This is a genomic window from Lysinibacillus sp. RC79 (assembly GCF_041262405.1).
GTDB lineage: Bacteria > Bacillota > Bacilli > Bacillales_A > Planococcaceae > Lysinibacillus.
Window position 1 is genome coordinate 99,213 of the sequence record NZ_JBGCCD010000002.1, and the last position, 20,623, is coordinate 119,835.

Here is a 20,623-nt window from a genome sequence, read left to right on the forward strand (position 1 = left end):
CCCCCGTTTTAGAAGGTTTCAATAAAGAAATCAACAACGTTATTAAATAAAGTCATTGTTTTGTGCTTTACTTTATCGAAATTCGTGTATTGGTTAGTAAAAAGCGTATGATCGTTAACATCTGTAATCAAAATATCTTCGATGAATGTATCATAAATATCATCTGCATACTGTTCATGCGATGTTTCTTTTTTGCTGAACAACGCACCAAATCCAATTTGAGATCCTTGAATGTCAGGATTTACTTGAATTGTCTTGGATAATACCTTATCTACATCTATCTTTATTTTATCCTTATTGACAGAAATGTTAAATACTCTTGTTTTTGTTAGGTTTCGTGGATACTCTTCCTCGTCAATTCTAGAGCCTTTTTGCGTATCCTGGTAATCGTATACGGTAGCCTTATTAAATGCATACTCTTCTTCATTCCACTTTATTTCATTTAACAGGAAACGCTCCTTCTCAACTACGCTTGATTCCGGTGATTTTTCAGAAACAACAATCTCATTATCTATTAATGCCACCCGAATATAGCTATTATTTTTTTCATCATAGTTTAAATAAATAGATTGTTGTCCAACGACATTCCCTTTAAAAGCAAAGTTTATATTATATTGCTTTGGGAGAGTTTCCTTCAATATTACCCGACCTTCACTGGAAGGTGCTGATGTTATAGTAATCTCATTATTTTGAAATTCTGCTGCACCATTCATTACTGACCATTCTTTTGCCCTTTGATGATCTCCGACTTCAAATTCTACATTTTGCTTACTAGCTTGGCGGATTTTCATCATCACATGATTGGTAGACCAATAGGGGGATACTTGTAATCTGCTTAAGTTGTAGCGATCAGCATCCGCATCATTATATGCCCCTAGCTCCAAATTGAAATGCATTTTAAATATATCCTTAATTTCTTTATTATTCGCACTTTCAACTAATGAATCCATATTATTAAAAAGTGAGTTGGCATGCATAATAGCATAGGCCTTAGGAACTTCTCCTAATTCCTCCTTATAAATATCATGCATTAGCTTGTAATCTTTTTGGACACGTTTTTCCATTTCTTGTCGCGTTTCACTTGGAATCATGTATTGATTGCGAATGAAGTCCATTAAATAATGATTATAATATTCGATAGTCGTTTTATCCGGCACATTATTTTCATCTACTATACCTAACGACTGTCCTTTATCGTTATAAATATTAATATATGTCAGGCGGTACCCATTAGAGCCCAACTCCCAATAGCCACTTTTTTCCATAAGCGATAAGTCTTTCGGCTTTAAAAATTTGTTGTCCCGTGTATCCATTTTATTGGCATACGTAAACATGGTAGCTTTATAATTTAGATCCTCCATGATGTTTTGAGCAAATATACTAGAATCTGTGCGTCCATCTTCAAATGATAAATACAACGCCTTTTCCGGCAATGGTTTGTTTTTCTGATAAAAATCTAAAATATCCTGCTGAGTAATTGTTTTATAGCCTTGACTTTCAAGCAGTTCTAGTTGTTTTCTCAAACTCTCTTTAGATACATATTTAGGAGATTCACCCCTGCTCACACCAAAATATGATAATGCGATGAAACCATCTTTATTTACTAAAGGAATCGTTTCTTCTACTCTTTTTTCTGTTAAAAATACTACACGTATTAAAATAACAGCTAAAAATATAACGATAATCGTTTGAACAATGGATCGTATTATTTTCCTTCGATTCTTTTTAGCTGAATTTAATACAACATTTTTTTCACTCATTCCTTCTCACCCATTTTTCTAATTTTTAGAATCGAAATTCGGGATTTTCGTAATTTTTGTTTTTCTAATTTCTTTTCTTTGGCTATGACATCTTGAGGTGTTTCTCTCGTACCCCACGTTGATTTCCAAAATGTAACCCATGCAACAGGCATTTGCCACAGCAAAATAAATTCATAGAAAAGTACAAAGATAAAACCAAATGCCCACAATTTACTTTTTCTAAAGAAAAGATGGGCCAAGCTCATTAACATTGCCATCAATAACAATCCCATTAAAAATGTAGTTGGAAAAATGCCATGCATAATTGGCACATAAACTAAATTGTAAACAACAACAATGGGGGCTGCTATTGGTACGATTAAACCTATAATGAAGAAAAGAAACATAAAAGGTTCCTTCTTCCACATAAATAAAAATGCTCGTAACGATTCGCGTAGCCATGATCGTTTCCATCTCATTTGTTGAGATAAAAAGACTTTTGTGTCTGATGGAACAATTGTAGAACATACAGCATTGTCCTGATATCCCGTTCGATGTGTTTTCAAAATATAGTTTGTCATACTACGGTCATCCCCGAATGTCGCAGGCTGTCCAAGAAATTTTTGGTTTAACCATGCTGTCTCGTTCTTCAAAATAAGCTCTTTTCGATAACATGCTAAAGGACCAGATAAACAAGTTACTGTATCAAACCAAGATTCAGCAGCTTTCATGATTCGAAAGGCTATATAATAGCGAACTGTTTGCAATTTTGTCAGAGCATTTGTAAACTTATTTTCAACCTCTGTTCTTCCAGCCACACCGCCCATTTTAGGATCTTGGAAAGGCTGCACTATATTTCGAATAGCATGAGGTTCTAAAAAACTATCTGAATCTACGAAAACGACTAAATCGTGTTTAGCAAGATGTACTCCTGCCACTAAAGCCTCACGTTTCCCTCCATTTTGAGGTAGCTTATGGAAGCTTAAGCGATTCTTTGTTTTAAATCGCTCACCCTCGCTATGAATAAGGTCAATCATTTCCTTTGATTTTTCCTCAGTTCTATCTGTCGAATAATCATCTACAACAATAACCTCTAATTTGTCTACAGGATAATACTGATTAATACAGCTTAAAATTGTTCTATGAATCCATTCTTCTTCGTTAAACACTGGAATAATAATAGAAACGCCCGGTTCAAATTTAGGATTTATCGGTACATTCCTATAGAAAATACCGAATAAATATCGACTTAAAAGAAATGTTGCAGCAATAATACTATATAGATATAAGAATTTATTGAATCTGAAATAAATAACACTTTCAGCCCGCATTAACATAACGATTAAAGAAACTACCAATAAAAATATACTTGCCATAAAGATTGATAGTCCCCAGCGTTTTTTTGTCATATAGTCATTTAAAGGCTGTAAAAATTCACATGCATAATAATATCGAGTTTCTCCATCTACTTCTTTTATAAAGTGACGAACAATTTTCGCTTTTACCTTTACTCTAGATTCGTAGCCCTCCGGCATCGCACCACCAGGTATGGTGAATTTCATCGTGATAATTTTATCTATTAAAAAATTTTCAGGACTATTTGAATAGACAAGGATACCTGTTACTGAAATATCCTCTGCGTAATGTTTTTCCTTAACCTTTTGCCTAGCTCTTTTAATTTGTACTTCAAAATTGGTTTCATAGCGTAAACTTAACAGCTGTAAACGGTATATTTCATTGACATCTGTAGGATCGATTTCCTCTTTTTGATACGAAGCACCTCGACGATTAACGAGACTTCGTACATTTTCTGGGTCAGGAATATTCGATAAAATGCGTCGATCAGAGCGTGGTATCGTTAAAATCTCTTTTTTCTTATTCATGATTATCAATTCACTTTCTTATTTGAATCTTCTTCAATCCAAGTCGACATTTTCGCAAAACTATACCCATCTTTTTGTAGCTTTTCAATGATTAATGGCAATGCTTCAACTGTTTTTGTACCATCTAAAATATGCATAACAATTACCTTTCCTGGAGCTACTCTAGTCATCACACGATTATAAATATCTCGAGGGGTATATTCTAATTTCCAATCGAACGATGCAATATCGTACATAGCAATCAATTTGACACCTGTAGCGGTAATAATTTTCGCTGATTCTTCATCAATTGTCCCTTTATGAGGTCTGAAATATAGCAAAGGCTCTTCCTGTAAGGCATATGTTAGAGCCCTATGTGCCATCACGACATCCTTTTGGAGTTCTTCCGGTGTCATTTTCGTAACATCAAGATGATTGTAGGAATGGCTTGCAACTTCATGTCCTCTCTCAACCATTAATCGTGCTAATTGCGGATCCTTTTTCACACCTTTGCCAATTAAAAAGAATGTGGATTTAACATGATACTTATCGAGAACATCCAAAATCTCTTTAATTCTCTCCTCACTTGCCCAATCATCAAAGGTTAATGCAATTTCTTTTTTGGAAGTATTTTTACGATAGAACATATTTGGTTTAACATTTTCATAATCCGGATTCATTTTAATAGCATCATAGCCTTCAATTTCCTCTAAAGATTTTCCTAAATATTGTTCATCTAATATGTCTGTTAATGTAGAGAAAACATATCCTTTTTCTTTCCCTAATTGAGACAATAGTGGTACAACATCAATAATCGCAGGATTAATGTACGTGTTTAAATGAATGACAGATCCACTATTGATAAAGCGATGAATATAATCCATTATTTCCTCAGCACTTTGCATATTTCGATCTTTAGGATTAATGGAAGATTCTACGACTCCCTTCATATTGAGCGTTTTAGTTGCTAAACGCATATTGTCAGTTGAATCACCAGAACGACTACGAACGAATTTTGGTGTATAACCTAGATGCTCTTCAAAAACTTGATTGGCTAAGTAAATTTCTTTATATGTTTCTTCATAATTTAAATCAGTCATTTCAGGAAACGTTAACGTACCATTTTCTACTTCATGACCTTTAGCTAAAACGTCCTTCACTAACTCAGGATCTTGCGCCACTCGCGTACCTTCTACAAAAAATGTTGCCTTCATGTTAAATTGTTCTAATACCTTTAGTAATTTCTGCATTGTTTCATTGTCTGCAAGTCCATTAAAAGTTAATGCTACCTTTGGACTAAGAATGCTTGGGTGTCTATAAATTTCACTCATCGTTCCATCCGGTTCCTTTATGTCAATTGCTGAATCAACTGGTTTAACCTGATTAGTTTGAGCGGACGATTGACATCCAGCTAAAAACAAAATGAATAATAGACTACATAATTTTAGTCGCCTCGTGTTCACAGAATCCCCCTCTATAATTTGTGATATTTTTCATTTTCAAACAAATAATGGGTATTACGTGTGTCAAAAATTAAAGCAGCATGTTGATCAATCAATGAATAATCAATAGTTGTATGATTCGTTAAAATGACTACAGCATCCGCTTTTTGAATTAATTCTTTTGTAAGTGAAACTGTGTTAAACATGTCATTACCAACTGTAAATGTTTCAATAAATGGATCAATAACTTTTAGACCACACTGCTTTTCTTTTAATTTATCAATGACATGTAATGCTGGCGATTCCCGAAAATCATTAATATTTGGCTTATAGGAAACTCCAATCACTACAATTTCTGCCTCATCTATCTCTTTTTCATGTGCATTTAAATAATTTTCTAATCTTTCAACTACAAAGCTTGGCATAGAATCATTAATTTTATCTGCCGTCTCAATTAATGTTGCTGAAACACCATGCTGCTGGCCAGCCCATAATAAATATTTAGGGTCTACTGGTATGCAATGACCACCTACCCCAGGGCCCGGTGTAAATGGCATAAAACCATAAGGCTTTGTCGAAGCCGCTTCAATAACTTCCCACACATCGATATTCATTTTATGGCAAACCTGACTTAATTCATTGACAAGGGCAATATTAATTTGTCGAAACGTATTTTCTAGTAACTTTTCCATTTCAGCAATCTTTGGACCTGTTACAGCAAACACATCTGTATTGATCACTGTTTCATAAAAAAGCTTGGAAACTTCTAAACAAGTTGCTGATATTCCACCAACTACTTTAGGTGTATTCGAAACTGAAAAATTTAAATTTCCAGGGTCCACACGTTCAGGAGAATATGCTAAAAATATATCTTGCCCAATAACGAAGTTACCTTTTTCTAGGATTGGTTGAACTACTTCTTCTGTTGTTCCAGGGTAAGTTGTACTTTCAAGAATAATTAAAGTATTCGAGGACATATTCTGTTCGATTGCATTAGCTGCATCAACAATATACGAGATATTAGGTGTTCCATCTGAAGTCGTAGGCGTCGGTACACAAATAATAATGATATCTACATGTACAAGTTTAGAAAAATCACTTGTCGGCTCAAATTTCTGTTCATTAACTGCTTTCTCGATGATTGCATTAGACATATCAGCAATATAGCTATCACCACTTTTTAATTTAGTAATTTTTTTATTGTCTTTATCGAAACCAATTACTCCAAAACCTTTATTGACGATTTCCAAGGCTAGCGGGAGCCCCACATAACCAAGTCCAACAACTCCAATCGTGGCACTCCTTGTTTTAATTTTTTTTGATAAAGATAATATCGGTGACTCAATTTTTGTTCCCATAAGCAATTACTCCTTGTCTAAGTTATTTTAAATTCAAAGACTACTTCTACAATTGCTATTTCTTTTACGCTTCATTTTTTGTATATGAATTCCACTCATTCTTGCACACATATAGTACTAAATTTAACTAAACATTTTCTAAACAAATTCCATACAAAACGAAAAAATAACTATCTTATCGCACTTTTTTCTAACTAAATCTCTAATTCACTTCTTTAGAACTATATTTTTTTCGATAATTCCCTACATAAACATGAAATTTTATTAAATTTTAGTAAGCACAAACTGTAATTATTTGTAACAAAAAAAATTACACTATTCTTTTTAAAGCTATTTAATTAACTATTAAATCCATGAGAAACGCTTTATTATCAAAACTTGGAAAGTAGCACTCTCTCATTAATCTTTAAGAAAACTCCAACATCTGTATACTCGGTTAGCAACTAACATCCTAAGCAAAAAAAAATCGCCATAGCAGGCGATTTTTTTGCTTAGATGATTCTATCCATCAGATTGGCTGTTCTATCCGTCGCTTTGACGGTTCTATCCACGACTTTGACTCTGTTCTATCCGTCACTTTGACGTTTCTATCCACGACTTTGGCTGTTCTAACCACGACTTTGACGTTTCTATCCACGACTCTGCCTGTATTAACTAGTTTTTCTGTTGAAACGATCGACAATCATAGCTAGTGCGCCATCTCCAGTTACATTTGTAGCTGTACCAAAGCTATCTTGCGCTAAGTACAGTGCTATCATAAGTGCAACCATTGTTTCATCGAAGCCGAGCATTGTTTGTAGTAAACCAATTGCTGCCATAACTCCCCCTCCTGGGACACCTGGTGCAGCAACCATCGTAATACCTAGCATAAAAATAAAGCCTATATATTGTGCAAAGCCTATATCCATACCGTTCATCATCATAACACCTAAAGAGCATGTCACAATTGTAATCGTACTACCCGATAAATGAATCGTAGCAAACAGTGGGATTGTAAAATTCGTTACTTTTTCAGAAGCTCCTGTTTTTTGCGCTTGTCGCAATGTAACTGGAATAGCTGCCGCTGAGGATTGTGTGCCCAAAGCTGTAAAATATGCAGGTAGCATAGTTCGAAGCAATATGAGTGGATTTTTCTTATTTAAAATTCCCGCAGTTGTGTACTGTATTAGCAATATTACCCAATGCATCACGATTATTAATGCGAAGACAATCGCGAACACAGATAAGATTTTTGCTACTTGACCACCAAATGTCATGTTCAAGAAGATACCGAAAATATGGAATGGTAAAAGTGGAATAATAACAAATGAAATTAACTTTTCAATGATTACATTAAACTCTTCAAAACCACGTTTCATAACATCACTTTGAATGGCAGTCATACCAATCCCTACGATAAATGCAAAAATTAATGCTGCCATGACATCCATTATTGGAGGCATTTCAACTTTAAAGAATGCCTGTGCTAAAAATTCCTCAGGGTTTTTCATGCTTTCCATAGCACCATTTGAAATGAAATTAGGCAACACATTGCGCGCTACAAAAAAGGCGAGTATACCTGCAATGATTGTTGAGAAATAAGCAAAGAATGTTGCTAAACCTAATAATTTTCCTGAGCCTTTCCCAAGCTGAGCAATGCCCGGAGCAATAAATGCAATAATAATAAGTGGTACAACAAATTTCAAAAAATTACCGAATAAGCCATTGAATGTTGCAAATATACGTACAAATGGCTCTGGCATAAAGTTTCCGAGTATTACCGCTAACAAAATAGCGACAATAATTTTTGCCAATAGACCAAATTTAAGTTTCATTATTTTTGTCCTCCTTAAAAATACAACTGTCTTTCCAGAATGTAATATTAGTAATTTAACATAAACAGTCGAGAGAATATACAGTTCGCGAAATAGGCGGAATTGCAAAACTCTTTTTTATTTTCTAATACAGAGACTCGTCACTATAACGTGTGGTTGGTTTCCGTTCCTACTGGGCGCTTTCCTGGGGGCGTCGGGCTAACACGATGTTAGTCACGAAGGCGTTATCACAGGACGTGATGCTTTTAGCCTTCGTTCCCCTATCCGCTGCGCTCCAGGGTCTCGGGCCAACACGATGTTGGTCACGAAGGCGTTATCACAGGATGTGATGGTTTTAGCCTTCGTTCCTCTATCGCTAATCCCCAAGGAGTCGCCCAGTCTCCACTCCAATCAACTTATATAAGTGGCAAACGTTTTAACACATCCATAACTTTTGGGGATGAGCCAAAAAAAAAAACAAAAAACTTAGAATAGGCAAAAACTCACCTATCCTAAGCTCCATTTAATACGCTTTAAATAATTTTTGTAAAATATAATATGATTGTTTTAAACGCTCTTCATATTTAGGAGTTTGCCATTTTTCCCAAGAATAAGCTGAAAGAGCAGGCAAGACATGGCCGTTTGTCTCTGGTAGAGATTTTACCACACTGCCCTCTTTATCTACAAAGACAGCACCAATATAAATATTATCGACTTTAGACGAAGTTTCCTTTCCATCCTTATATAAATCTCCCATAAACTCACGCTGACTTGGATCTTTTGCTTGGATTAGTAGCCAAGGAATTCGTAGCTCAATAACATTATCATCCGTCCATGTATAGTCTACTAACGAATTATAGTCTTTTGCTTTTGGATTGGCATTCCCTTGAAGAAGCTTCCCTGTTTCATAAAAACTAAAGTCGGTAGTAATGTTTTGCTCTGGTAAGAATAGCTGTTTATTTAACACATAGTTAATCGGTGCAAACTTACCGCTGTTTTTTGTAGGAACTGCCATACGAGGCGGAATCATATTTAAATTATGACCGTAAAAATAATCATAGAAATCATAGTATTCATCTATGACAACTCGAGAGTCTCCACTTTTATTTAATTCAACTATAAAATCTACACCATTTGAAAACGTCATATCTTTTATTGATGTTGCCGAAGTATTTCCCTGATTTGGTACTACATCAAGTAAAATATGAGGTGAAGCTTTTTCTAAAACATCACTTTTTAATTTGAAATACAAATATTTTTCATCGTAATCGACAGCAAAATCGGTGGAAGCAGAAGGTGAGGTATTGTACATTTGTGTACCTTTCCACTCCTTTGTATCGCCGTCTACTTTTACTTTAAATCTATCAAAGCTTAGTACGCCAAATTGTTGTTCGTTCGTTTGTGCATTGGACCAAAATGGTCGACGATTTGGATCATCGTAATCCATCGTATTCCACGTTCGCTTAAACCACTCGTCCTGCCATGTAAAGATAAGACCTCCTAGCAAGCCTTCATGCATAATATCTTCATATAAATGTTGAAGTGTTTCACCCTGCTGTTGTTCGGACATATGCCCCTGATTCCAGCCGTAAACATTTTCATGTGTCATACCACGCGCTGCAGGAATTCCAAATTCCGCAATAAGAACAGGCATACGATGAGCTTGATGTAAGTCTTTTAAATATCCTGCATAACTATTTTTATTGCCCCGGAAATCTTTATAATTTAAATATTTTTGGTCGAAGTTAAAGAAGTCAGGATAATATGGATAAACATGATAGGAAGCAAATTGTCCTGGTGCCTGCATCTCACCTTTTGTATAGATGACATTTGGATTGACTCCTACCAAATCTTCATCTTTAGAAGGTTCAGATGGATGGTCTAGTAAGTCGGTTGTTACCCAGTTTGTGAAACTCATTGGACGGATCCAATTGTATTTATCCTTCTCATAAACAGTAATAAGATCCATTTGCTCCGCTAACCAATGCTCAAATGGTGCAGCATTTTTCGTTTCAAAATACTTCCCATTGTATTCGCCTATATTAGCGTGTTTTTCGTTCGTACCGACAACCATATGCGGATACCATTCGATTCCAAGTACCCAGCCAATAACATATTTTGAAACGTCAACATCATATAATCCTGATGCATGTCCTGCTACTGGTTTCACATAAGTATTACCGTGGATGACATCTACCATGCGCTTCATTTCACTTTGGAAATCCTTTAAAGTAGCTTCATCATAGGCATCTAGTGAATCAGCCAAGCCTTCCTCATTAATCCATACACCATGCAATACATACAGTGGTTTATCTGGATTTTCTTCATTGTATTTAGCAAGTGCCCGATAAAAACCTGGTGGGTGTAATGTATATACACGAATCGTATTGGCATTCATCTCAGCAATTTGACGGAACCATCGATAATACTCTTCTTCGGTAATAGCGGCCTCACCAGGGAATGCTCCCGGTTTACCCATACCAATATTAACGCCCTTAAAAACTAGTGGCTCCCATTTTCCATCGCGTAAGACTTCAAACGACTCGCCCTTAGTACGTGCATTATAATTTAATTTTTCATGATTAACGTTGTCATGAACCTCTTTTTGCTCAAACGTTTCGAAAATTTTATGCATGGCTGGTATATAAATCGACCAGTAAAATGAACTATCAGCATACTTCTCAGCGTATTTATAAATAGTCGGTAATCCCTTTATTTTGTAAAGAGACGGAACACGTGACATATCGTTAAAGTCTCCAGCAAAATAATAGCTTGTCGTGTAGCGTTTATCCTGTGAAACGATAGCCGTAAATTGCTGTGGAATATCGTTGTCCTTTAATAGTTTTGCCCCATCTTTTGTTAAGTCCCATTTATAATTAGCGAGTGCATCCTCCGCATATTTAGGTGTGATAATATCAAACCAATAGCCATACTCTGCACTAGCAGAGGTATTAAAGAATTTTTTTCCTTCTTCAGTAAATTGCACCTGAATGCCCTCTGTTTTTACATGCTTGTCCATTTCTAGCACAATAAGCTTTTCTGTATTTTCATTAAATAGAAGAAAGCCGCCGCCCTTATATGGCCAATTATCACCATGTTCATCTATAACCCATTGTGGAATTTCTGAGTTTTTATGATAATCAAGTTCATCAAAATAACGCCCAATCCATCCAGACCATGAAATTCCTAAATAATCCTGTAGTTCTTTTCTAACTGCCTCTGATGTGGGTGACGCAAAAGTATTGTATTCAGCAATTAGCATACTTTTCTTGTTGCTTGCTAAACGAGCTACTATAGACTGCCATTCATCCATTTCTAAGCCGCCGACAATTTTTTCTGAGCGTTTACCTAGACGCTTTTCTTCATTTAAATCATCCTTATAAACACCATACGTATCTGCCAAATAAATAACATCATAATTACTATAGTCAGTCGGAAACTTTTTTTCTGACACTTTTTTCGTTTGATCATTCGGAATCGTACCATAGTAATTTTTTTGTACATCATATGGATGATGATCGATTGTATATTTATAATGGTTTAAAAACCAGTTCACACCTAAATGCTCTCGATATGTTTCATTCGGAACCGTTTTATCTAAGATCGCGACGTTCAGCGGTTTTTCAGCGCTCAAATACCACCATGCAATAGGTGTGAGTATGAGAATTAGAATAGCTATAACCCCTATATATATTCGCTTCATATACTTTTCTCCTTTTCAGCGATGCCGACACGCTTCATATTACCCCAATCGCTTTTTCTTAGTACAAACCGAACTAATCCCTCACAGCGCCATAAAAGAGTGAGTGGTCGATACCAAAAAATTTCAGTAAATGCTAAAAGTATCATCCGTAATAGCTCTCTCTTTCTCGGATAAGTATTCATGGTCCATGCTTCGAATAGAATAGATGCTACTGAAAAAATAACGCCATAAATGACGAAGAGCAGCAACAGTATTATTGCCACTTCATAATAGATTTTCCCTAAGAAAAATGCTACAACAATATAAATATAACCACCTAGCTCAACAATTGGTCCTAGGCATTCTACAAGCCAAAAATAAGGAAATGCAATAAACCCTATCAAGCCATATTTCGGATTAAACGTCATCGTTTTATGCTTCCAAAGACTTTCAAATAATCCTTGATGCCAACGTCTACGTTGATTTCGCAATACCCCTAATGTCTGAGGTGCTTCGGTCCAGCACACAGGATCTGGTACAAATTCAATACGTTTCTTTTCTTTTTTCTTTCTTATCAAACGGTGAATATTCACGACAAGCTCCATGTCTTCTCCGATAATATTCGTCGAGTAACCGCCCGCTTCTACAGCCCATTCCTTCGAAAAGACACTAAATGCTCCGGAAATAATAAGCACAAGATTGAATTTACTTAAAGCTATGCGTCCCATTAAAAAAGCTCGCAAATATTCTATTATTTGCATGATTACTAAGTAGTTATTTGGTAAGTGTGTCTCAGTAACGGAACCAAGCTGCATTTTCGCTCCATTGGCTATTCGAATATTTCCTCCTGCCGCAATCACTTCACCATCAGATAAAATAATCGGCTTCATCACACGAAGCAATGATTTTTCATCTAAGATTGAATCACCATCAATAGAGCAGAAATAAGGATATTGCGATACATTAATACCTACATTTAATGCATCTGCCTTCCCACCATTTTCTTTATCTACTAAAATGCAATTCTTATAAATTTCAGATTCATAAATTTGTTTAACTTCTTTTGTAGGGATATTTGCACGAACAATTTTATCAACGGGCTTCATTCGGAAATGCTCGATAACGGTTTGTAGGGTAGTGTCAGTAGAACCATCGTTAATAATGATAATTTCCGTTTGCGGATATCGTAAATTCAACAATGAATAGACTGTATCTACAACTCCAACCTCTTCATTGTAAGCAGGGACTAATAAGGATACTGGTTTTGAGTAAAAGGCATCGATATGAGCATCATCATACTCTGAGGGATCTAATTTATAGCGTTTTCGCAAATCTAGCATAGCAATTACAAACATTGCGCAATATGAAATAATAACAAACAACATATAAAACAGAATAACGCAACCAAAGAACCACATACAATAATCTAAAAATACTTTCATTTGTTCCCCTGCTTTCTGACTACTGTTTCCTGCGCCATTTCAATTGCATATTGGTCGTTTGAGGACTCCATAAATTGCTGTAATTTTGCAATTCCTTCTCTATTTTCTGCAATTGTTTTAGCTGCCTGTGAGCGTACCCACCAATTTTCATCTTCAAGTAGCTGTTCTAAATAAGCATAGGTATAGTTTAGTGGCACATGCTTAAAGATTTTTGCAACCATTAATCTTACTTCCCACATATCAGATGTCACAAATGGAACATAAGGATCGATTTCATCAATTACACCAATTTCATAAAGACCCTTTAATGCTCTTATTTTTATTTCTGGAATCTCATGGGTTAATAGCTGCTTTAACTTATCTATATACTGCATATTTCTTTTTACAGCCGCAGTGTCAATTACAGCGAATTGGATATTTTTCGTCCAGCTGTCAAAGTCTTCAAATAATCGAATAAATACGTCATCCTCTAACAATACAAATAATCTTCTATATTCGCTTTCAGAATAATGAACGCACGATTCTTTCATTTTTTCGATAAACAATTCTGGTTGGAAGAGAGAGTATATTTTTAACAGCTGAAAATATTCTTCTTCCGAAATTTTGGTTTTCTCGAATTGTTGACAAGTATCTAATAAATCCTCTATCCGCAAATCAGCAATACGATATAAAGCATTCATCCTAATGCTCCAACGTTTACTTGCTAAATCTTTTTCATAAAACCGTTTTAAATAGAGATTAGAAAACTCTTTGATTTTATGTTCAACTTTGTCATTCATTATATTTTTCAAATACGATGAAAAGATTATTTCTATAGCTGCTACTTGAGCTCTTTTGCGGGGTACAAGCACCATAGAGAAAATTTCATCGTTGATTAAATAGTTGTACCAATGCTGTGAATAGTTTTCTAAAAAAATATCACGCGTTTCTGCAAAACGAATCTCCCGCTGGCGCTGAAAAAGTAGATATATCGTAAATATAAATAGAACTACTAATAAAACAACGATGACCGTAAAAAGAAAAGAAATCGACAGCTTAATCATAGCCAAAACCTCGCAAAAGTTCGCCTAATTTTTGCTTCTAACAAACGTAAATTAAATGGTTTTACGATATATTCGTCGACGCCACCTTCATAAGCATTCAGTGTCGCCCCTTCAGAGTTTCGTTCTGACATCATATAAATGATGAATTTTTTCTCATTCGGCATTTCTCGCAAAATGTGCAAAATTTCTAAGCCATTTTTACGTGGTAAAATATCGTTCATTACAACTAAATGCATATGGCCAGTTTTATAGCTATCAGACTGTAAAAAACTATAGCCATCTTCATAGGTAGCCACGTCTAAAGTAAAGTGAGGAATGTCTAAGTGATTGATCGTTGTTTCTAGCACTTTTCTAAAAATTGCATTTTGTTCAATAATGCTTACCTTTACTTGCTCCGTTGGTTGTACACTATAATCTGTAACCTGTTCTATTGACCAAGTCGGCTGTTCGTCATCTGCTAGTTTTTGCTTATTTTCGTCTAACAAAGTTTCAAAGGTGACGCTATTATTTCTTATTTCAGTAATGGAGGCTTTTAACGTTATTTGCTGAAATTCCCTTTCTTGCTTTAGAATTGCAAAAATCCGTTTTAAAAACGCCTTTACCTCTACTTCACTACTTTGCAGAAAAAATATTCCCCAATGCACGCCATCTGCTAATTGGAAAAGTAAATCTGTTTTTCGTATTTTTGATTTTAGAAAAGATGAAATTTGATCATTCACTTGATTACGTTCTATATCAATTACTTGTGAGGAATTAGCTAATTTAAAAAAGACTGCAGTCATTGTTAAACGTGAGCGAATAACACTCTCACGCAAAATTTCAAAATAACCCTTCACCTCATGCTCCTGCATGATGTCTTCTGCAATGATTAATTTATTCATTGGTGTTCACTCCAGTTGATGTAAGAGGTTTTTCATTCTCTTTCATTATTTTTCTATCATTCTCTTGATTTATAAACACAACAACTATAGTAATAAAGATGACTTAACAATATCTATACAAAATTTATGGTAAATCGACCACTTTAAAATATTATTATATTTTTGCTGTAAACTACAGAATAATAACTCTTTTGTTAAAAAGTTATATTTTTCTGATAAAAGATAGCCTTTTAAGTCGACGTTTTACCATAACAGGTGTTTGGACACCTGCTGAAAGAAGTTAAAGCCAAGCCCGCGGAAACTACCAACTCGGAGTGTAAATCAACCTTTGTTTATCGATACAAATTATTTATATTTTTCTTTTGATGACAAAATAAAAGGGTATGTAAGCTTTGACACTTACATACCCTTTTTGAATTATTTAACTGGTACAACTGAGCCTTTCCATTCTTCAATAATGAAGTCTTGGATTTCTTTAGATTTTAATACTTCTATTAATTTTTTAATTTCTGATTTTGTTTCATCACCAGCACGTACAGCGATAATGTTTACATACGGAGATTCTTTATCTTCAAGAGAAATAGAATCTTCCATTGGATTTAGTCCGTTGTCGATTGCGTAGTTAGAATTGATAAGAACTGCATCACCTTCATTATTTTCATACATTTGTACAAGCATTTCAGGAGCTGTATTTGCATCGAATTTGAAGTTTTTTGGATTATCTTCAATATCTTTAAGTTCAGCAGATGTTTTATCTACTCCATCCTTAAGTTTAATTAAGCCCTTAGCTTCTAATAATGAAAGCATACGCCCGTGGTCTGCAACAGAGTTAGAAAGTAAAATTGTTGCACCCTTTGGTAAATCCTCAAGAGATTTATATTTTTTAGAGTAGATACCGATTGGCTCAATGTGAATACCACCAGCGTTTACAAAATCATAACCCTTTTCTTTAATTTCCTTCTCTAAATAAGGGATGTGTTGGAAGTAGTTTGCATCAAGTTCGCCAGATTCTAAATCTTGGTTTGGTAATACATAGTCTTGATATGTTTCAATTTTAAGATCGATACCTTCTTTAGCTAAAATTGGTTTTGCTTTTTCCAGAATAACCGCATGAGGTGTATTCGAAGCACCTACTGTTAACGTTACGTTTTCTTTACTATCACCAGATGATGAGTTTGAGCTTGTATCTTCTTTTTTACCAGCACCACAAGCGGCTAAAGCTAGTACTAATACTGATAAAAATAATCCTGCTAATAACTTCTTCATTTTATTACTCTCCCTTTTTACTTATTTAAATATGTTAGCGGTATAAAACCGAGATAACCTCTTAGATGTTCGTAGCGAGATACTCTTTTTGTCACTACAATTTTTATTAGCCCCTCTTTAGCGTTTATCTGTTTTGATCGTAATCATGTCGCCAATCCATTGAATAATAAATACTACTATTAAGATTAATATAGTCGCCATTAAAGTTACATCTTGGCGATTACGTTGGAAACCATCTAAGAATGCTAAGTTTCCTAGACCACCTGCACCGATAATACCTGCCATCGCAGTATAACCGACAAGTGCTACAGCTGTTACAGTAAGACCAGAAATAAGCGCTGGTAACGATTCTGGAATTAATACTTTCCAAATAATCGTTGACGTTTTGGCACCCATTGAACGAGCTGCTTCAATAACACCTTTATCAATTTCACGTAAAGCAATTAATACCATTCGTGCATAGAATGGTGCAGCTCCAATAATTAGTGCTGGTAAAGCCGCATCTGCGCCACGAATTGTGCCAAGTAAAAATTTCGTAAATGGAATTAATAAAATAATCAAAACGATAAATGGAATCGAACGGAAAATGTTAACGATTGATCCTGTTAAAAAGTTCACAATTTTATTGGCCCATAGTTGGTTGGGACTTGATAAAAACAATAAGATTCCAATTACTAATCCAAGTATAAATGTGATGACCGTAGAAATTGTTGTCATGTACAACGTTTCATACGTAGCGTCCCACATTTTTTCCCAGTCGACATTCGGAAAAAGACTAGTTAGCATTTGTAATCACCTCCGTTTGTACTTCGACTGTATTTAAGTAGCTCAGTGCAGCAGCAACATTTTCCTCTGAGCCAACAATTTGTACAACAAGTGTACCGTACGCTCCATTTTTCGTTTGCGAAATATTACCATGTACAATACTTACTTCTACATCAAACTGTTTCACAAGATGTGAAATGACAGGCTGCTCTGTTTTTTCTCCTACAAAGATTAGCTTAACAAGTTGTCCATTAGGGTAATTTGCTTTAATTTGTGCCACAGTTTCTTGTGTTTCCTTCGTATCTGTAATTTGAGAAACGAATTTTTTCGTAATGGCAGCTTGTGGAGCTTGGAATACTTGTAATACTTCACCACGTTCTACAATTTCTCCAGCTTCCATAACCGCTACACGATGACAAATTTTGCGAATAACGTGCATTTCATGTGTGATTAACACAATCGTTAGACCTAATCGTTCGTTAATATCGACAAGGAGATCAAGGATAGCATCTGTTGTCTCCGGATCGAGTGCGGATGTTGCCTCATCACATAACAATACCTCTGGATTATTAGCAAGCGCACGAGCGATACCTACACGTTGCTTTTGTCCCCCTGAAAGTTGTGATGGATATGCTTTAGCGCGCCCTTCTAAGCCAACTAAAGTTATTAATTCTTTCACATGTGCTTCACGTTTTGCCTTTGGAACACCTGCGATTTCTAGGGGGAAAGCGATGTTTTCTTCAACAGTTCTAGACCAAAGTAAATTGAAATGCTGGAAAATCATACTAACCTTTTGTCTAGCATCTCTGAGCTTTTGCCCCTTTATGGATGAAAATGCTTGATTGTTAACCGTCACCGTACCAGATGTAGGCTTTTCTAAACCGTTTAACAAGCGAATCATTGTACTTTTACCAGCGCCACTATAGCCGATAATGCCAAAAATTTCACCTTTATTGATAGAAAGGTTGACGTCTTTGACTGCAGTTAATTCGCCATTCGCGGTTTTGTATTTCTTCGTAATATTTTGAAGCTGAATCATAGCGAATTCTCCTTTTCTCATATAAAAAACCCCTTCACTTATAGACAAGTAGAAGGGGTCACGTAATATACGCTAAACCGTTCTCTCATCTTTCAAAGATAAATCTTTGGGTGATTTGGCACCTTTTCACGATTGTGATGGTTGCCGGGCTTCATAGGGCACTTCCCTCCGCCGCTCTTTATAAGAGTTCGATATATTTAATTGTTTTTTTAATATATTTGTTACTTTACCACGCGAGTAAAGTTCAGTCAATTAATTTTTTAATAATTCGTATAAATATGGTACGGATTGGAAGGCATAAACCTTTTCTGTCACTTTTCCGCCTTCACATACGAGTAAACATGGTACACTTTCGATTTTATGATCAAAAGCTATTTGCTCTATAAAATTAATATTCGCTTTACCAACCTGTAGCTGTGGCAGCAATTGCTCAATAACCATCATCATTTTCGATGCAACTGCACACGTTCCACACATAGGCGTATATAAATAAAAGGCAGCCTTTTCACCTGACAGGACAACCGCGTCCCACTGCTCTTTTGACCATTCTTCCATCATTTTTCACGCAACCTTACAAAATATATTCATTATGGATTGAGAAATGTGCACGAAGCAATATCGCCGCTAACACTTTCCTCGGAGTTGTCTCAACTTCCTTATATGTTGGCATCGTACGTAAATGCTCAGCCTCTGGATAATGTCTGTCCATTAATGCTCGTAGTTTATCACCCGATGTATCTGCATCAAAAAACGTATAAAGCTCACAACCCTCGTATGGATCAAGTAGCTCTTCTAATTGATGCACACCAATTGTACCATTCGTACAAAGTATTTTAACATCTTCATTTAAAATAGGTTCAATTTGAAGCTTATCCGATCGACCTTCGACAATTAAGCATTTTCCCTCGACCATCACGCCACCCCCATTTAGACATATCCCTTATAATCCATTATATCAATAAACTTTATCGTTGATACAGTTAGACACCTATTGATAAAGGAATATACTTACATTCACCTCACTTACTATAGGAGCAGGATGAATGAAGATAATAAAAAACGTCGGTAGTTTCCGACGTTTTTCTAATACAGGCTTGTCTTATTCAGCAATCATTTCTTCGTATTGCTCAGCTGTCATAAGCTTTTCAACTTCTGATGCATCAGCAGGCTCTACAACGACCATCCATGCTTTTTCATATGGTGATTCATTAACGAATTCTGGGCTATCTTCTAAATCTGCATTTACTTCAACTACTGTACCTGAGATTGGTGCGTATAATTCAGAAACTGTTTTTACAGATTCTACGCTACCGAATGGATCATCAGTTTTGATTTCGTCGCCAACTTGTGGAAGCTCAACGAAAACGATATCTCCAAGTTCAGATTGTGCGAAATGAGAAATACCGATACGTACTTTACCATCTTCTACTTTTACCCATTCGTGCTCTTCAGAGTAACGTAAGTCTTTAGGTGTGCTCATGCAAAAAACCCCTCCATAAATATGTAATATATTCATTTTCAGTGTGCCATACTTCTTCCATAAAAACAAGATTAAAAGCGTTATTTCCAAGCTTGCTCAAAATCTGATTCTTTAAACCCTAAAGTAACTTTTTTTCCATCGGTTACAATCGGACGTTTAATCAACATACCATCTGACGCAAGCAGTTCAAGCTGCTCCTCTTCAGTCATTTCTGCAAGTTTATCCTTCAAGCCAAGCTCTCGATATTTCATACCAGAAGTATTAAAAAATTTCTTTAACGGTTGTCCACTAGCTTGCCATAAGTTTGATAATTCGTCCTTTGTAGGCGGTTGTTCGACAATGTGTACCTCTTCGTATGAAACCCCATTGTCATTTAGCCATTTTTGAGCTTTTTTGCAAGTAGTACATTTCGGATATTGAATAAATTGAATCGTCATTTATAGGCTCCTCTACTATCATTTTAGGACACTACATTTTCGTGTCCCCCTCATTTTCTGTAGTATACCATCATAACCGTTGCGAACCAAAATGAAACAATATTATTCCATAGCGTGGGGTTGATTTCCGTTCCGGCTGGGCGCTTTCCTGGGGGCGTCCGATGAGCCGCTTCACTCGCGTTGCTCGCTCCAGGGTCTCGGGCCAACAGATGTTTTTTGCGCGAAAGCAAAGCGGCAGCAGCACCGATGTTGGTCACGAAGGCGTTATCACAGGATGTGATGATTTTAGCCTTCGTTCCTCTATTGCTGATCCCCAAGGAGTCGCCCAGCCCCCACTCCAATCAACCAATTCATATAGCGTGTTTCTTACATGTTTCTCTGATTTTGAGTAATA

At 35.7% G+C, this 20,623-nt stretch carries 16 protein-coding genes and 1 riboswitch; all 16 genes read right to left on the reverse strand.

The genetic code is table 11. The features are described from left to right. Positions 1 to 8 precede the first annotated feature (8 nt). Positions 9 to 1,760 (reverse strand): polysaccharide deacetylase family protein, encoded by a 1,752-nt coding sequence (locus ABH968_RS02755; protein WP_370042339.1) that lies wholly within the window; start codon positions 1,758 to 1,760, stop codon positions 9 to 11. Next, a complete protein-coding gene (locus ABH968_RS02760) occupies positions 1,757 to 3,622 on the reverse strand; it encodes a glycosyltransferase (protein WP_370042341.1) in 1,866 nt (621 codons plus the stop codon). Before ABH968_RS02760 ends, ABH968_RS02755 begins: the two co-directional genes overlap by 4 nt. A 5-nt stretch (positions 3,623 to 3,627) precedes the next feature. Further along, positions 3,628 to 5,064: a polysaccharide deacetylase family protein gene (locus ABH968_RS02765; RefSeq protein ID WP_370042342.1), complete on the reverse strand. Its 1,437-nt coding sequence runs from the start codon at positions 5,062 to 5,064 to the stop codon at positions 3,628 to 3,630. 11 nt (positions 5,065 to 5,075) lie between these two features. Continuing rightward, positions 5,076 to 6,401: a nucleotide sugar dehydrogenase gene (locus ABH968_RS02770; protein WP_370042343.1), complete on the reverse strand. Its 1,326-nt coding sequence runs from the start codon at positions 6,399 to 6,401 to the stop codon at positions 5,076 to 5,078. 650 nt (positions 6,402 to 7,051) lie between these two features. Further along, positions 7,052 to 8,215 (reverse strand): dicarboxylate/amino acid:cation symporter, encoded by a 1,164-nt coding sequence (locus ABH968_RS02775; protein ID WP_370042344.1) that lies wholly within the window; start codon positions 8,213 to 8,215, stop codon positions 7,052 to 7,054. Positions 8,216 to 8,717: 502 nt separating this feature from the next. After that, positions 8,718 to 11,897, reverse strand: a complete 3,180-nt coding sequence (locus ABH968_RS02780; RefSeq protein WP_370042345.1) for a hypothetical protein — start codon at positions 11,895 to 11,897, stop codon at positions 8,718 to 8,720. Next, a complete protein-coding gene (locus ABH968_RS02785) occupies positions 11,894 to 13,318 on the reverse strand; it encodes a glycosyltransferase family 2 protein (protein ID WP_370042347.1) in 1,425 nt (474 codons plus the stop codon). Before ABH968_RS02785 ends, ABH968_RS02780 begins: the two co-directional genes overlap by 4 nt. After that, positions 13,315 to 14,361 (reverse strand): HEAT repeat domain-containing protein, encoded by a 1,047-nt coding sequence (locus tag ABH968_RS02790; RefSeq protein WP_370042349.1) that lies wholly within the window; start codon positions 14,359 to 14,361, stop codon positions 13,315 to 13,317. Before ABH968_RS02790 ends, ABH968_RS02785 begins: the two co-directional genes overlap by 4 nt. Continuing rightward, positions 14,358 to 15,242, reverse strand: a complete 885-nt coding sequence (locus ABH968_RS02795; protein WP_370042351.1) for a response regulator — start codon at positions 15,240 to 15,242, stop codon at positions 14,358 to 14,360. The genes ABH968_RS02790 and ABH968_RS02795 overlap by 4 nt, the downstream gene beginning before the upstream one ends. A 417-nt stretch (positions 15,243 to 15,659) precedes the next feature. After that, complete coding sequence (locus ABH968_RS02800; protein WP_370042353.1) at positions 15,660 to 16,508, reverse strand: MetQ/NlpA family ABC transporter substrate-binding protein; 849 nt, start codon at positions 16,506 to 16,508, stop codon at positions 15,660 to 15,662. A 117-nt stretch (positions 16,509 to 16,625) separates the two neighbouring features. Continuing rightward, positions 16,626 to 17,294 carry a methionine ABC transporter permease gene (locus tag ABH968_RS02805; protein WP_370042355.1) on the reverse strand — a complete coding sequence of 223 codons (669 nt, stop codon included), beginning with the start codon at positions 17,292 to 17,294 and terminating at the stop codon, positions 16,626 to 16,628. Beyond that, positions 17,284 to 18,312: a methionine ABC transporter ATP-binding protein gene (locus tag ABH968_RS02810; RefSeq protein ID WP_370042669.1), complete on the reverse strand. Its 1,029-nt coding sequence runs from the start codon at positions 18,310 to 18,312 to the stop codon at positions 17,284 to 17,286. The genes ABH968_RS02805 and ABH968_RS02810 overlap by 11 nt, the downstream gene beginning before the upstream one ends. Positions 18,313 to 18,394: 82 nt before the next feature. After that, a riboswitch (SAM riboswitch) is annotated at positions 18,395 to 18,499 on the reverse strand. 65 nt (positions 18,500 to 18,564) lie between these two features. Further along, on the reverse strand, positions 18,565 to 18,867 hold the full coding sequence (locus ABH968_RS02815; RefSeq protein WP_370042671.1) for a thioredoxin family protein: 303 nt from the start codon (positions 18,865 to 18,867) through the stop codon (positions 18,565 to 18,567). A gap of 16 nt (positions 18,868 to 18,883) precedes the next feature. Then, positions 18,884 to 19,225 (reverse strand): toprim domain-containing protein, encoded by a 342-nt coding sequence (locus ABH968_RS02820; protein WP_370042357.1) that lies wholly within the window; start codon positions 19,223 to 19,225, stop codon positions 18,884 to 18,886. A gap of 186 nt (positions 19,226 to 19,411) precedes the next feature. Continuing rightward, the gene (gene gcvH / locus ABH968_RS02825; RefSeq protein ID WP_370042359.1) at positions 19,412 to 19,792 is read right to left on the reverse strand and encodes a glycine cleavage system protein GcvH; all 381 of its coding nucleotides are present in this window, start codon (positions 19,790 to 19,792) and stop codon (positions 19,412 to 19,414) included. 80 nt (positions 19,793 to 19,872) lie between these two features. After that, positions 19,873 to 20,229 (reverse strand): arsenate reductase family protein, encoded by a 357-nt coding sequence (locus ABH968_RS02830; RefSeq protein ID WP_370042360.1) that lies wholly within the window; start codon positions 20,227 to 20,229, stop codon positions 19,873 to 19,875. Positions 20,230 to 20,623 lie beyond the last annotated feature (394 nt).